The organism is Streptomyces sp. NPDC037288 (genome assembly GCF_055603265.1).
Window position 1 is genome coordinate 81233 of sequence record NZ_JBVJVY010000030.1, and the last position, 15191, is coordinate 96423.

Here is a 15191-nt window from a genome sequence, read left to right on the forward strand (position 1 = left end):
GACCTGTCCGTGGCAGGTCAGAGCGCGAGACCGGTGAGAACCAGCACGCGCTCGTAGGTGTAGTCCTCCATCGCGAACCGCACGCCTTCGCGGCCCACACCGGACTGCTTGGCGCCGCCGTACGGCATCTGGTCGGCGCGGTAGGACGGGACGTCGCCGATCACCACGCCGCCGACCTCGAGGGCGCGGTGGGCGCGGAAGGCGACCTGCAGGTCGTGGGTGAACACGCCCGCCTGGAGGCCGTACTTGGAGTCGTTGACCGCGGCGAACGCCTCGGCCTCGCCGTCCACCTTCTGCACGGTGAGGACCGGCCCGAAGACCTCCTCGCAGGCGAGGGTGGTGTCCGCCGGCACGTCGGTGAGGACGGTCGGCGCGTAGGAGGCGCCGTCGCGGTCGCCACCGGTGAGGAGCGTGGCCCCGGCCTCGACGGCCTCCTTGACCCACGACTCGACGCGCTTGGCGGCGTCCTCGCTGACCAGCGGGCCGACGTCCGTCTTGGCGTCACTCGGGTCACCGGTGACCTGTGCCTCGACGGCGGCGACGATACGCGGCAGCAGACGGTCGTACACGGAGGCGTCCGCGATGACGCGCTGCACGGAGATGCAGGACTGGCCGCCCTGGTAGTTGGAGAAGGTCGCGATACGGGTCGCGGCCCAGTCCAGGTCCGCGTCGGAGGCGAAGTCGCCGAGAACGACCGCCGCTCCGTTGCCGCCCAGCTCCAGCGTGCAGTGCTTGCGCGGCACCGAGTCCATGATCGCGTAGCCGACCTTCTCGGAACCGGTGAAGGAGATGACCGGCAGGCGCTCGTCCTGGACGAGGGCGGGCATACGGTCGTTGGCGACCGGCAGGATGCTCCACGACCCGGCGGGCAGCTCGGTCTCGGCCAGCAGCTCGCCGATGACCAGACCCGACAGCGGGGTGGCCGGGGCCGGCTTGAGGATGATCGGGGCACCGGCGGCGATCGCCGGGGCGACCTTGTGGGCGCACAGGTTCAGGGGGAAGTTGAACGGCGCGATGCCGAGCACGACACCCTTCGGGAAGCGACGGGTGAGGGCGAGCCGGCCCTGGCCGCCCGCGTCGGTGTCGAGGCGCTGGGCCTCGCCGCCGTTGAACCGCCGGGCCTCCTCAGCGGCGAACCGGAACACGGAAACCGCGCGTCCGACTTCCCCTCGGGCCCACTTGATGGGCTTGCCGTTCTCGGCGGAGATCAGCTGGGCGATCTCCTCGGTGCGCTCGACCAGCCGCTTGCTGACGTGGTCCAGGGCGGCGGCGCGCACGTGTGCCGGGGTGGCGGCGAACTCGTCCCGCACGGCGTACGCGGCGGCCACGGCCTCCTCGACCTGGGCGTCGGTCGGCACGCTGACCTTGCCGACGAGCCGGCCGTCCCACGGGGAGGTGACGTCGAAGGTGTCCTTGCCGGAGACCTGGCGGCCGGCGAGCCAGAAGGCGTGGGTGGAAGTCATGTCGTGAGTCCCGGCCCTTCCGCGTTTGGGGGTGTTCTTTCGGTTCGGTGTCCACGGTAGGGCGGGGGCGGCCGGGGGTCGTTTGTCCGAGTCGTAGCAGTCGGGGTGGGGGGTGCGCCGGAATGGCGGAGTCACTTGCGCCGCTACGACGGTGCCGGACCGGGCGGGGCGGGGAGGAGGCGGGGGCAGAGCGAGGGGCGGGGGGGAGGCGGGGGGCGGCGCGAAGGCGGGGGCGAGCGCCGAGGCGGGGAGGCGGGGAGGCGGCGCGGAGGCGGGGGGGCGGGGGCGGGCGCCGAGGCGGGGAGGCGGGGAGGCGGCGCGGAGGCGGGGGGCGGCGCGGAGGCGGGGAGGCGGCAGCGAGGCCGGGGGGCGGCGCCGAGGCGGGGGGCGACGCGGAGGCGAGGGGCGGCGGCGCGGAGGCGGCAGCGAGGCGGAGCGAGGGGCGGGGCGGGCGCGCGGCGAGGACGCCCGCGGGCAGGGAACGGGCCGGGCGCGCGGTGGCCGGGGATGACTACCGGGCCGCGCAGGGCTTCGTCACTACCGGGCGCGGCGCGGCCCTGGTGGACGGTTCCCCCTGGCCCCTGCTCTCGTCCCCCGTTCCTGCCCCTGCCCTGCCCCTGGGGCCGGGCCGGTCACTCCGTCGACGTCGCCTTCAGGGCGAGCCAGAGTTCCATCCGGACGTCGGGGTCGTCCAAGGAGCGTCCGAGGATCTCCTCGACCCGTCGCATCCGGTACCGCAGGGTGTGCCGGTGGACACCGAGGTCCGCCGCGGCCGCGTCCCACTGCCCGTGCCGCGACAGCCACGCCCGCAGGGAGGCGACCAGATCACCCCGCCCCGTCGCGTCATGCTCGTGCAACGCCCGCAGCAGCCCGTCGGCGAACGCCTTCACCGCGTCGTCGGCCAGCAACGGCAGCACGGACCCGGCGGCGAGCTGCTCATGCTCCACCAGCACGCGCCCCCGCCGCCGGGCCACCGACAGCGACTGCTCGGCCTGTTTGTAGGCCGCCGCCGCGGCGATCGGCCCGGCCGGTGCGGACAGTCCGACGACCAACTCGTCCTCGTCGGCCGCGGTCTGCTCGGGCACGGCTCGCGCCGCCTCCAGCGCCGCCGCGTACTGCGTACAGGCGGCCACCGCCGCGCCCCCGTCGGCGGCGAGCACCACCAGCCGCTCCCCTTCGGGCACGACCAGCACGGCCTCCCCGGAGCGCGCGGCGGCGGACTCCAAGGTCTCCGTCAGCCCGCCCAGCGGGTCCCCGCCGGTGTCGGCGGCGGCGAGAGCGGCGGCCGGGGCCGGCTGCTTGGCGGCGCCGGGGACACGCGCGTGAGTATGGGCGTGGGCGTGGGCGTGCGCGTGGGCGTCGGCGTGCGCCCGTGCGGCCGAGCCGGACACCGACTCGGCGACGATCATCCGGAACGGCGCGTCGAGCAGCCCGCCGTACAGGTCCCCGGCGACGGCCCGGGCGTGGTCGGGCTGCCCGGCGAGCAGCATGCGCAGCACCGCCGTACCGACGCGCTGCTCGGCGGCGTGCAGGGAGCGGGAGCGTTCGGTGGTGAGGGTGAGCAGGGCGATGGCGGAGTGGACGGCGTACCGCTCGGCGGTGCCGAGGGCTGCGGCCGTGCCGACGGCGAGGGCGGCGCGGGGCCGCCGCCCCGTGCCCAGGGAGTGCAGTTCGACCCGGTCCTCGTGATCGGGCCCGCCGACGACGGAGGAGGCCGGGGCGGGCCGCTCCCGCAGCCGTTCGACCTCGGCGGTCAGCCGGGCGGCCCGACGGCCGGCCCACTCGGGCGCGGCGGCGACGACGGCGCCGGAGGCGTCGTACAGGGCCGCCCACCCGTCGACTTGCCCGGCGAGCGCACCGAGCAGCCCCTCGGGCCCGGCGTTGAGGGTCTGCCTGGTCAGCTCGCGCTGCGCGGCGAAGCCGGCCGTGACGGCCCGGTACTGGTCGGCGGCGATGGCGGCGGACACGGCCTTGCTGATGGCGAGGAAGGGGGTGCGGCGGGGTACCTCCAGGAGTGGCAGCCCTTCCGCCTGCGCGGCCTCGACGAGCGCCTCGGGAATCTCTTCGTAGTTCACCCCGACGGCGAACCCGAGCCCGACGACACCGGCGCCCACCAGGCGTTTCACATACCGCCGCATGGCCTCCGGGTTCTCCGCGTCGAGCTTGAGAGCGGTGATCAGCAGCAGCTCGCCGCCCTCCATGTACGGCACGGGGTCGGCCAGCTCGCTGACGTGGGCCCAGCGGACGGGCACGTCGAGGCGGTCCTCGCCCGCGCGCACGGTCAGTTTGAGCGCGGAGTGGTGGACGAGGGAGGCGAGGGTCGGGGGCATGGGGCCTTCACGGTGAGGAGAGCCGGTGATCTTCCGGTGATCTTTTGGCCGCGGCGTATGAACGACCTATGCCGATTCTGCCTCACCGTACGGTCCCCCGGCGCCCCCTAACCCCGCAGATCCACGAGCAACGGCGGTGCGTGCTCCCCGCGCACACTGGTCAACGACAACACTGCATGCCCCGCCGGCACCCCATGAGCCAACTCAGAAGCCGACCAACGCTCCCGCTCGACCTGCCGCACGGTGACGGCGCGAGCGGTGGGGGCCTGCCCGGTGATGACCCGGCGCAGCATGTGCACGGCCTTGCCGGCCGGGGTCTCGGCGATGATCTGCCGATCGGTGACGTCCCGGGTCTCGGTCCACTCCTTGCCCCATACGTCGGCGAAGTCCTGCCCATCCCAGGGAGTGACCCCGGACAGTGCCATCCGGCAGCCGGTGGCCCCGAGCAGCGGTCCGCGCAACGGCCTGGGTACGTCGTCCAGGGTGCGCAGGGTGAGCACCGCGCCGGCCCCCACGGAGCGCAGCCGCTGGATACCGCGGACCGCCTCCGGGGTGACGACACCGGAGGCATCGTCGAGGATCAGGCAGGCGAAGAGCGACCGGTCCTCCCGTACCGTCACAGCCGCTGTGAACTGGGCGAGCACCAGCCGGGCCAGGATCCGCGAGGCGTCGGCGTGACCGCGCTGGGGCAGGTCGATGCGGACGCGGACAGGGTGGTCGAGGGCCTTGAGCGAGAAAGGCCGGGTCTGGCCGGAGGTGTCGAAGAAGGCGGCGAAGGCGGGCCGGTCGAGCAACGCGATCCGGTCGGCGAGCACGGTGCCGCCGTCGCCCGGATGCGCCATCTGGCGCTCACGGGCGTCGAGTTCGCGCAGCAGGCCTTCCTGCCCGCTGTCCATGAGCGCCTTGCGCAGCGTGGCGAGCGGGCCGGGAGCGCCGTCGAGGAGCCCGCGCAGTTCGGGCACGGACGGGAAGCGGCCGTGGACGGCGTGGAAGGGGCCGAGCAGTTGAGCGAGGACCGTGGTGGAGCGGCGGCTGTCGCTGCCCGGGTGCGGGTCGGCGAGATCGCCGACGAGGGCCTCGGCGAGTATGGCCGCGGCCTCGTCGGGGTCGGTGGTGCCGCCGTAGAGGTCGAGGTCGTAGACGGACTCCGGCTGGCCGATGCGTACGACGACGTCGTAGGCCTCGGCCGGGCCGAGGCCGGCGCCTGCCGCTCCGACGACCACGACGGAGGCGCGGCCGGCGAGCGCGTGCAGGCACAGGGACTCGGCGAGCGGCCGTACCACCGCACTGGTCTTCCCGGAACCGGCCGGGCCGACGGCGAGCAGTGAGGTGCCGAGCAGCCCGGGGTCGAGGCCGAGGCCGGCCCCGCGGTAGTGGTAGGGGTTGCGGGGATCGTCGGCGGTGGTGCCGAGCCGGACCTGGCCGGTGAGGAGGTCGTGGCGAGCCTGCCGGGCGGGCAGGTCGCGCTCGCCGGAGGGGTGCAGACAGGCGGCGGAGCCGTCCTGGAGAACGGCGCCGGTGAAACCGGCGAGGGTGTGCCGCCCCGACCGCACGCCCTGCCAGGCACGGCTGATCCGCGCGTGATCGACATCCCGCATCAGCCCGGCCTTCGCCTCAGCAGCAAGCCGCTCCGCGGCTTCGTGGGCACCGGCGGCGCGGAGATGGGGGAACTCGGCTGGGTCGTGGTCTGGAATGGGGGGCGGTTCGGCTGTAGGGAGGGTCGAACGCCAGGCCGGAGGACCGTAACGCCGCCAGACCTCCCCCCAGTGCCCGATTCTGCCGAACACCGCGAAGAGCGCAGCGAACACGAGACCGTCATAGATCCAATTTGCAGTCCCCCCCACTGCGCCAGCCTGCCCCATGACCCACGAGTGCGGAGCAAGCACGTACCACGGCCACTGCCAGAAGCCGCCGAGATAGCCGTTCCACAGCAGAGAGCACAACAGCCACCCGCACAGCAGTGCGATCACCGCTCCGCCCAGCAGCTGTCGGGTGGGAGTCCTGACGGGTTCCACCTCCGGCCGCGGTCGATAGCGCAATCGCCAGATCCCGGGCGCAGCCTCGGGCCTCGGCGCACGCAACCACGTCATGAAACCCGATCCGTCCGGCAGCGGCGGAACAACGGGCGGCATGGTTGGCCGCTGCGGAACCGTTGCGGCCTCTTGGGGGCCCGCGCCGGCTTCGAATGGTGTTGCTGGGCGCGGCACAGGGTGCGCATGTGTGCCCCGCGTGTCCTGCGTCCCGTCGCTGTCCATCGCCCTTGCCCCCTGACCAGCCGCTCCGTCCACCGTCAGCGAGTCAATCTAATGCCCTCGCAACGGGAGTTCAGCGATTGCGCGGCAGGGCACGCGGTGAGTTGTGCGCACGCCGTCGCGTCGTCCTCCCAGTTCCTCTATATCCACTCCGGACAACCGTCCTCCCCGACAACGCCCACATGGAGCATGCCCACCCCCCGCCCCCGGCCCTAGCCTGCGAAGAAAGATAGGTAAGCGGCTGAAAACGCACCGCCCGGAATCGTCCGGGACCGTCCGGTACGCAGATCAACGCAAGATCATCAGGGAGCCCCCCATGACCGCACTTCCGCAGGAGCGTCGCGTCGTCACCGCCATCCCCGGCCCGAAGTCGCAGGAGCTGCAGGCCCGCCGTACCGCGGCGGTCGCGCAGGGTGTGGGCTCCGTGCTGCCCGTCTTCACCACGCGCGCGGGCGGCGGGATCATCGAGGACGTCGACGGCAACCGGCTCATCGACTTCGGCTCCGGTATCGCCGTGACCAGCGTCGGCGCGTCCGCCGAGGCCGTCGTGCGCCGCGCCTCCGCCCAGCTCGCGGACTTCACCCACACCTGCTTCATGGTCACCCCCTACGAGGGCTACGTGGAGGTCGCGGAGGCTCTCGCCGAGCTGACCCCGGGTAACCACGCCAAGAAGTCCGCGCTGTTCAACTCCGGCGCCGAGGCCGTCGAGAACGCCGTCAAGATCGCTCGTGCCTACACCAAGCGGCAGGCCGTCGTCGTGTTCGACCACGGGTACCACGGGCGGACCAACCTGACCATGGCCCTCACCGCCAAGAACATGCCGTACAAGCACGGGTTCGGGCCGTTCGCGCCCGAGGTGTACCGGGTGCCGGTGGCGTACGGCTACCGCTGGCCGACCGGGGCGGAGAACGCCGGTCCGGAGGCCGCCAAGCAGGCCATCGACCAGATCACCAAGCAGGTCGGCCCGGACAACGTGGCCGCGATCATCATCGAGCCGGTGCTCGGCGAGGGCGGCTTCATCGAGCCGGCCAAGGGCTTCCTGCCGGAGATCGTGAAGTTCGCCAACGACAACGGCATCGTGTTCGTGGCCGACGAGATCCAGTCCGGCTTCTGCCGGACCGGGCAGTGGTTCGCCTGTGAGGACGAGGGGATCGTCCCCGACCTGATCACCACCGCCAAGGGCATCGCCGGCGGGCTTCCGCTCGCCGCCGTCACCGGGCGCGCGGAGATCATGGACGCCGCGCACGCCGGTGGGCTCGGTGGTACCTACGGCGGCAACCCCGTCGCCTGTGCGGGTGCGCTCGGTGCCATCGAGACCATGAAGGAGCTCGACCTCAACGGCAAGGCCAAGCGCATCGAGGAGATCATGAAGGGTCGCCTCACCGCCATGGCCGAGAAGTTCGAGATCATCGGTGATGTCCGTGGGCGCGGTGCCATGATCGCCATCGAGCTGGTCAAGGACCGGACCACCAAGGAGCCGAACCCCGAGGCCACCGCCGCGCTCGCCAAGGCCTGCCACGCCGAGGGCCTGCTGGTCCTGACCTGTGGCACCTACGGCAACGTGCTGCGCTTCCTGCCCCCGCTGGTGATCGGCGAGGACCTCCTGGGCGAGGGTCTCGACATCATCGAGCAGGCCTTCTCGCGCATCTGAGCGAGAGGTCCGCACCTCTGACCGGCACCTACGGCAGGCCGTGTGAAGAAGGTGTGCGGGGTGGATGACGGGACGCGATTCCGTCTGCCCAAGCGCCTCGGGCTGCCGTAGGTTCTACCCAGATGAGAGATACACCCCGCCCACAGGGGACTGTGGGCGATTTCAGGCCGAGGCCTCCCCAGCTTCGACCTGGTCGTGCCCTCGCGCACACAACCGGCGCCTGACGGCTCCGGGATCTCCTCACCGATCGGACGGTCGCCGCCCCAAACCCCCCGGGGCGCGCGACGTTCCGATCCGGACGGCCGCCTCGGAACGACCCCCCCTGTTCCGGGGCGGCCGACCTCCTTCTCGCCGAGCCCGTCTGTCAGGCTGAGCGCCGTGTCGACCGTAGTCCGCCGCGCCCCGCTCCTCGGCCTCCCGGCCGTCCTCTTCGCGCTCATCACCTGGCAGGTGGTCGGTCACGGCCCGCTGCTGCGCCTGGACGCCCGCCTCAGCCGGGCCCTCGTCCATCCGGACGGGTTCTCCGAGTTTCTCTCCGATCTCGGGAACATCCAGGTCGCCGTCCCGGTGCTGGTCCTGGCTCTCGGGTACGCGGCCTGGCGGGGGCGTGCCGCCGGTGCGGACCGCTGGTGGCTGCCGCCGCTCGCCGCGGGCGTCCTGATGGCGCTGGTCCCGGCGGTCGTCGTACCGCTCAAGGAGTGGACCGCGCGGCCGGGGACCCCCGTGATGCCTCCCGGGGCGGGGTATTTCCCCTCCGGTCACACGGCCACGGCGGCCGTCGCCTACGGCTCCGCGACCCTGCTCCTGCTTCCCTGGCTGCGCTCCACGGCCGCCCGCCGCACCCTGGTCGCCGGCTGCGCGGCCCTCGTCCTCGGGGTGTCGTACGGCCTGGTCCGCCACGGCTATCACTGGCCGCTGGACGTGGTGGCGAGCTGGTGTCTGTGCGCCGTGCTGCTGACCGCCCTCACCCTGTCCGTCGGCCCCGGCAGCCGAAGCAGGCGTCGAGGTTCCTGTGGAACTCCCCGTTCGCGTGGCGGTCCCGGTTCACCGGCCACGCCATCAGGCCCCGCAGCGACGGCCGGGTTCCGCGGGTCGCGTACGAGCCGCGGTTCGTCTTCTTCGTAGGGCGTCGCGCAGGGCGTGCATCACCGGGAGGTACGCCCCGCGGTGCGGGTGCCGCCGCCCCGGACGCCGACCGCCCTCATTCCCCGCCCCCGGCCTGCTCCGCCGCCGCCTCGTGCATCGCCAGCTCCAGCAGCGCCGGGTCGGTCAGCGTGCCCGAGCCGTCCGGCGGCACCAGCCAGCGCACGCCGTGGGTGGCCCGGCCCGGGTACGGCACGACGATCCAGGTGCCGGGTCCCGCGGTACGGATGCCCGTGCCGAGCCAGCGGGCCGCGGTGCCCGGGGGCACGAAGAACCCGACCCGGTTGTCACCGGAGTCGGCGAGTACCGGGCCGGGCTGGTCGAGGACCCGGGTGAGCACGTCCAGGGTCGGACAGCCGAGCTCACCGGGCAGGATCAGCACGTCCCAGGCCCTGCCGGCGGGCAGCAGCGCGACACCGAGGGGATTGCGCTCCCATTCCCAGCGGCAGGCCTCCGGATCCGGCGCGACGGATACCAGCCACTCGACGGCCGTCTTCGCCCCAGTCATGAGAAGGCCTCCCTCTTCTCTCGCCCGACCGTTCTTCCGCGGTCGCGTCAGGAGGAGAGAGGGAGGCCTTCCGCGGGCATTACGCGGGTTTCGCGACTCTCTTCAAGTGAGCTGGCTCACACCCGTGAAGGCTCAGCTGTCGAATCCCAGCCCCAGCCGGTCCATCGTCCGCAGCCACAGGTTGCGTCGGCCGCCGTGCGCGTCCGCGCGGGCCAGAGACCACTTGGTGAGGGCGATCCCGGTCCAGGCGAACGGCTCCGGCGGGAACGGCAGCGGCTTCCTGCGGACCATCTCCAGCTCCGTCCGATCGGTGCGCTCCCCGTCCAGCAGGTCCAGCATCACGTCCGCGCCGAAGCGGGTCGCGCCCACACCCAGGCCCGTGTAGCCCGCCGCGTACGCGACCCTGCCCTGGTGCGCTGTGCCGAAGAACGCCGAGAAGCGCGAGCAGGTGTCGATCGCGCCGCCCCAGGCGTGGGTGAAGCGGACGCCCTCCAGCTGCGGGAAACAGGTGAAGAAGTGGCCCGCGAGCTTGGCGTACGTCTCCGGCCGGTCGTCGTACTCGGAGCGGACCCGGCCGCCGTAGTGGTGGATCGCGTCGTAGCCGCCCCACAGGATGCGGTTGTCGGCGGACAGGCGGAAGTAGTGGAACTGGTTGGCCGAGTCGCCGAGGCCCTGTCTGTTCTTCCAGCCGATCTCCGACAACTGGCCGGTGGTCAGCGGCTCGGTCATCAGCGCGTAGTCGTAGACCGGGACGGTGTAGGAGCGCACGCGGCGCAGCAGGCTGGGGAAGATGTTCGTGCCGAGGGCGACCCGTCGGGCGCGGACCGCGCCGTACGGGGTGCGTACGGCCATCCCGGCGCCGTACCGCTTCAGGGTCAGCGCGGGTGTGTGCTCGTGGATCCGCACCCCGAGGTTCAGGCAGGCCTGCTTCAGGCCCCAGGCGAGCTTCGCGGGGTGCAGCATGGCCACGCCCCTGCGGTCCCACAGGCCGGCCTCGAAGGTGGGCGAGTTCACCTGCTCGCGTACCGCGTCGGCGTCCAGGAACTCGATGCCGTCGGCGAGGCCCCTCTCCGCCAGCTCCCGGTGCCAGTCCTTCAGTTCCCAGGCCTGGTAGGTCTCGGTGGCGACGTCGATCTCGCCGGTGCGCTCGAAGTCGCAGTCGATGCCGTGCCGGGCGATCGCGGCCTCGATCTCGTCGAGGTTGCGCCGGCCCAGCTCCTCCAGTGTGTGGATCTCGTCGGGCCAGCGGGTGAGGCCGTTGGGCAGACCGTGCGTGAGGGAGGCGGCGCAGAAGCCGCCGTTGCGGCCGGAGGCGGCCCAGCCCACCTCGCGGCCTTCCAGCAGGACCACGTCGCGCTGCGGGTCGCGCTCCTTGGCGTTCAGCGCGGTCCACAGCCCGCTGTAGCCGCCGCCGACGACCAGCAGGTCGCAGGTGTCGGTGCCGGTGAGGGCGGGCTCGGCGGGTGGCTTGCCGGGGTCTTCCAGCCAGTACGGGACCGGCTGGGCTTCGGAGAGAGAGGAGATCCACTTGTCTTTGCCACGGCTCATGGCGCTTGGGGCCATGATTTCAACTCCCTACAGAGGACGTTCCCGAAAAGGCCTACGCCTTTTGCTTGTTCCGGCGGTTGGTGATGACCATCGAGGTCAGGACGAAGAGCACGGCGACGAGGAACATGGCCGTGCCGATGACGTTGATCTGGACGGGCGTGCCGCGCTGCGCCGAACCCCACACGAACATCGGGAAGGTGACGGTCGAGCCGGCGTTGAAGTTGGTGATGATGAAGTCGTCGAAGGAGAGCGCGAACGACAGCAGCGCGCCCGCGGCGATGCCCGGTGCCGCGATGGGCAGGGTGACCCGCAGGAAGGTCTGCACGGGGCCGGCGTACAGGTCCCGGGCGGCCTCCTCCAGGCGCGGGTCCATCGACATCACGCGCGCCTTGACCGCGGTGACGACGAAGCTGAGGCAGAACATGATGTGCGCGATCAGGATCGTGTAGAAGCCGAGCTGGGCGCCCATGTTGAGGAACAGGGTGAGCAGCGAGGCGGCCATGACGACCTCGGGCATCGCCATCGGCAGGAAGATCAGCGAGTTGACGGCACCGCGGGCCCGGAAGCGGTAGCGGACCAGCGCGAAGGCGATCATCGTGCCGAGCAGGGTGGCCCCGATCGTCGCCCACACGGCGATCTGGAGGCTGATGGACAGGGAGCCGCACATGTCGGCGACGCCGCACGGCTGCTTCCAGGCGTCCAGCGAGAACTGCTGCCACTCGTAGTTGAAGCGGCCCTTCGGCTTGTTGAAGGAGAACACCGTGACGATGACGTTCGGCAGCAGCAGGTACGCGAGCGTCAGGAGTCCCGCGATGACGACGAGTCGGCGCTTGAGCCAGGTGACGACGGGCATTTAGACCAGGTCCTCCGTCCCGGACCGGCGGATGTAGATCGTGACCATGGCCAGGATGGCGGCCATGAGGATGAAGGACAGGGCCGCGGCCGTCGGGTAGTCCAGGATCCGCAGGAACTGCGTCTGGATGACGTTGCCGATCATGCGGGTGTCGGTGGAGCCGAGGAGTTCGGCGTTGACGTAGTCACCGGCCGCGGGGATGAAGGTCAGCAGCGTGCCGGAGACCACGCCCGGCATCGACAGCGGGAAGGTGACCTTGCGGAAGGTGGTCCAGGGTTTGGCGTACAGGTCGCCGGCCGCCTCGTGCAGCCGCCCGTCGATCCGCTCCAGCGAGGTGTACAGGGGAAGGATCATGAACGGCAGGAAGTTGTACGTCAGACCGCAGACGACGGCCAGTGGGGTGGCCAGGACGCGGTCGCCGGCCGTCCAGCCGAGCCAGTTGGTGAGGTCCAGGACGTGCAGCGAGTTCAGGGCGTGCACGACCGGGCCGTTGTCGGCGAGGATCGTCTTCCAGGCCAGGGTGCGGATCAGGAAGCTGGTGAAGAACGGCGCGATCACCAGGATCATGATCAGGTTCCGCCAGCGGCCCGCGCGGAAGGCGATCAGATAGGCCAGCGGGTAGCCGAGGAGCAGGCACAGCACGGTCGCGGCGGCGGCGTACGCGACGGAGCGCAGGAACTGCGGCCAGTACTCGGACAGGGCGTCCCAGTACGTCACGAAGTGCCAGGTGACCTTGTAGCCCTGCTCCAGGGAGCCCTGCTGCACGGAGGTGGAGGCCTGGTAGATCATCGGCAGCGCGAAGAAGACGATCAGCCAGAGCATGCCGGGCAGCAGCAGCCAGTACGGGGTGAACCGGCCGCGTCTGCGCGGGGGCTTCTTCTCCGGTGCGGTGGGCGCGAGGGGCGGGGGCGCCTCGGTGAGCGTCGACATCAGGCGGCCGCCTCTTCCTCGGTGCCCGCGCCGATGTCCTGGGCGGCGTCCAGACCGAAGGTGTGCGCCGGGCTCCAGTGCAGCACGACGTCGGCACCGGGCACGAGCCGGCCGTCACGCTCGACGTTCTGGACGTACACCGCGAGTTCGTCGCAGACCGGGCTGTCGATCACGTACTGGGTGGAGACGCCGATGAAGCTCGCGTCGGCGATCTTGCCGGTGAGGCGGTTGCGGCCCTCGGGGATCGAGCCCGCGTCGTCGGCGTGCGTGAGCGCGATCTTCTCGGGGCGGACGCCGACCAGCACCTTGCCGCCGGCCGTCGTGGGGGCGGAACATCGCGCCTCGGGCAGCACCAGCTTGCCGCCGGCCGCCTTGAGCACGATGTCGTCGCCGTTCTTCGTGTCGACCTCGGCCTCGATGAGGTTGGAGGTGCCGAGGAAGTTCGCGACGAACGTCGTCTTCGGGTTCTCGTAGAGGTCGGCCGGCGAGCCGAGCTGCTCGACGCGGCCCGCGTTCATCACGGCGACCGTGTCGGCCATGGTCATGGCCTCCTCCTGGTCGTGCGTGACGTGCACGAAGGTGATGCCGACCTCGGTCTGGATGCGCTTGAGCTCCAGCTGCATCTGGCGGCGCAGCTTGAGGTCGAGGGCGCCGAGCGGCTCGTCGAGGAGGAGCACCTTGGGATGGTTGATCAGCGCGCGGGCGACGGCGACGCGCTGCTGCTGGCCGCCGGAGAGCTGGTGCGGCTTCTTGCGCGCCTGCTCGCCGAGCTGGACCAGCTCCAGCATGTCCTCGACCTGCTTCTTCACGCTCTTGATGCCGCGCCGGCGCAGACCGAAGGCGATGTTCTCGAAGATGTCGAGGTGCGGGAAGAGGGCGTAGGACTGGAAGACCGTGTTGACCGGCCGCTTGTACGGCGGCAGGTGGGTGACGTCCTGGTCGCCGAGACGCACGGTCCCGGAGGAAGGTTCCTCCAGGCCGGCGATCATGCGCAGGGTGGTGGTCTTGCCGCAGCCGGAGGCACCGAGAAGAGCGAAGAAGGAGCCCTGCGGCACGGTCAGGTCCAGCGGCTGCACGGCGGTGAAGCCGTTGTCGTAGGTCTTGCTGATACCGGAGAGGCGGACGTCGCCGCTGTTGTCTGGTGTCGTCATCGTCGTCACGCCCCTGTGAGCTTCGAGAACTTCTGCTGGTAGGCCGTCTCTTCCTTCGAGCTCAGGGAGCGGAAGGCATGGGACCTGGCCTGCATCGCCTTGTCGGGAATGATCAGCGGGTTGTTCGCCGCCGACTTGTCGATCTTCGCAAGGTAGGGCTTCACATCCGCGACGGGGCTCACGTAGTTGATGTACGCGGCGAGTTCGGCGGCCGGCTCCGGCTCGTAGAAGTAGTCGATGAGCCGCTCGGCGTTCGTCTTGTGACGTGCCTTGTTGGGGATCAGCATGTTGTCCGTCGACGTCATGTAGCCGCTGTCGGGGACGACATAGCCGACGTCCGGGCTGTCCGCCTGGAGCTGGACGATGTCACCGGCCCAGGCGATACAGGCCGCGAAGTCGCCCTTGGTGAGGTCGGAGGTGTAGTCGTTGCCGGTGAAGCGCCGGATCTGGCCCCTGTCGACGGCCTTCTGCAGGCGGGCGATGACCTGGTCGTAGTCGTCGTCGGTGAACTTCGCCGGGTCCTTGCCCATGTCGAGCATCGTCATGCCGATGCTGTCGCGCATCTCGGTGAGGAAGCCGACGCGGCCCTTGAGCCTGGGGTTGTCGAGCAGGTCGGAGACCGACTTCACCTCGATGCCGTCGAGCGCCTTCTTGTTGTAGGCGATGACGGTCGAGATGCCCTGCCAGGGGTACGAGTAGGCGCGGCCCGGGTCCCAGTCGGGGGCCCGGAACTGGTCCGACAGGTTGGCGAACGCGTGCGGCAGGTTGGCCGGGTCCAGCTTCTGGACGTACCCGAGGCGGATCATGCGGGCGGCCAGCCAGTCGGTGAGGACGATGAGGTCACGGCCGGTGTCCTGGCCGGCGGCGAGCTGCGGCTGGATCTTGCCGAAGAACTCGTCGTTGTCGTTGATGTCCTCGGTGTACTTGACCTGGATGCCGGTGCGCCGGGCGAACGTGTCGAGCGTGGGATGGCGCTTGCCCTTGTCGTCCACGTCGATGTACTCGGGCCAGTTGGAGAAGTCGACGACCTTCTCCGTGGCGGAGTGGTCGTCGGCCGACACGCCGCCCTGCGTCTTGGTCGCCGCGGGGATGCCGCAGGCGCTCAGCGCGCCGAGTCCGCCGGCCGCGAGCGCACCGCCCGCGGAGGCCCGCAGCAGGGACCGGCGGGTCATGGCGGCCCGGCCGTTACGGAGGCTGCGCCGCATCGCGGCGACTTCGACCGGTGTCAGGCGGTCGGGCTCGTACTGCTCCATGCGCGTGGTGCCCTTTCGGGAGGGATGGGTGGTCGGCCTGGTCGGGGCCGGGTCGTCACACCCGGCAGCAGCCGGCTGCACGTGGTGCCCGGCTCTCGCCGGGCGGCGG

Annotated in this window: 11 protein-coding genes; 2 read left to right on the forward strand and 9 right to left on the reverse strand. The window is 71.2% G+C overall.

All coding sequences use genetic code 11. The annotated features are described in order from the left end of the window. Positions 1-17: 17 nt before the first annotated feature. From ACZ7GZ_RS28940 to ACZ7GZ_RS28950, 3 genes are all read right to left on the reverse strand, one after another. Complete coding sequence (locus ACZ7GZ_RS28940; protein ID WP_471028637.1) at positions 18-1463, reverse strand: aldehyde dehydrogenase family protein; 1446 nt, start codon at positions 1461-1463, stop codon at positions 18-20. 632 nt (positions 1464-2095) lie between these two features. Next, on the reverse strand, positions 2096-3793 hold the full coding sequence (locus tag ACZ7GZ_RS28945; RefSeq protein ID WP_471028638.1) for a PucR family transcriptional regulator: 1698 nt from the start codon (positions 3791-3793) through the stop codon (positions 2096-2098). Positions 3794-3900: 107 nt separating this feature from the next. After that, entirely contained in the window at positions 3901-6048 is a 2148-nt protein-coding gene (locus ACZ7GZ_RS28950) for an ATP-binding protein (protein ID WP_471028639.1), read from the reverse strand. Between the two features lie 313 nt (positions 6049-6361). On the opposite strand from ACZ7GZ_RS28950, the gene gabT reads away from it, so the two are divergent. Both gabT and ACZ7GZ_RS28960 read left to right on the forward strand, forming a co-directional pair. Further along, a complete protein-coding gene (gene gabT, locus ACZ7GZ_RS28955; protein ID WP_471028642.1) occupies positions 6362-7696 on the forward strand; it encodes a 4-aminobutyrate--2-oxoglutarate transaminase in 1335 nt (444 codons plus the stop codon). A 378-nt stretch (positions 7697-8074) separates the two neighbouring features. Next, complete coding sequence (locus tag ACZ7GZ_RS28960; protein ID WP_471028643.1) at positions 8075-8821, forward strand: phosphatase PAP2 family protein; 747 nt, start codon at positions 8075-8077, stop codon at positions 8819-8821. 76 nt (positions 8822-8897) lie between these two features. Here the strand turns inward: ACZ7GZ_RS28960 and ACZ7GZ_RS28965 are convergent, their stop codons facing one another. The 6 genes from ACZ7GZ_RS28965 to ACZ7GZ_RS28990 form a co-directional block, all read right to left on the reverse strand. Further along, positions 8898-9347: a hypothetical protein gene (locus ACZ7GZ_RS28965; protein WP_471028644.1), complete on the reverse strand. Its 450-nt coding sequence runs from the start codon at positions 9345-9347 to the stop codon at positions 8898-8900. A gap of 132 nt (positions 9348-9479) precedes the next feature. Continuing rightward, positions 9480-10910 carry an NAD(P)/FAD-dependent oxidoreductase gene (locus tag ACZ7GZ_RS28970; protein ID WP_471028645.1) on the reverse strand — a complete coding sequence of 477 codons (1431 nt, stop codon included), beginning with the start codon at positions 10908-10910 and terminating at the stop codon, positions 9480-9482. 37 nt (positions 10911-10947) lie between these two features. After that, entirely contained in the window at positions 10948-11748 is an 801-nt protein-coding gene (locus ACZ7GZ_RS28975; protein ID WP_471028646.1) for an ABC transporter permease, read from the reverse strand. Then, on the reverse strand, positions 11749-12678 hold the full coding sequence (locus ACZ7GZ_RS28980) for an ABC transporter permease (RefSeq protein ID WP_471028647.1): 930 nt from the start codon (positions 12676-12678) through the stop codon (positions 11749-11751). Next, complete coding sequence (locus tag ACZ7GZ_RS28985) at positions 12678-13829, reverse strand: ABC transporter ATP-binding protein (RefSeq protein ID WP_471028650.1); 1152 nt, start codon at positions 13827-13829, stop codon at positions 12678-12680. The genes ACZ7GZ_RS28980 and ACZ7GZ_RS28985 overlap by 1 nt, the downstream gene beginning before the upstream one ends. Before the next feature lie 5 nt (positions 13830-13834). Continuing rightward, positions 13835-15082 (reverse strand): ABC transporter substrate-binding protein, encoded by a 1248-nt coding sequence (locus ACZ7GZ_RS28990; RefSeq protein ID WP_471028651.1) that lies wholly within the window; start codon positions 15080-15082, stop codon positions 13835-13837. Between the last annotated feature and the right edge of the window lie 109 nt (positions 15083-15191).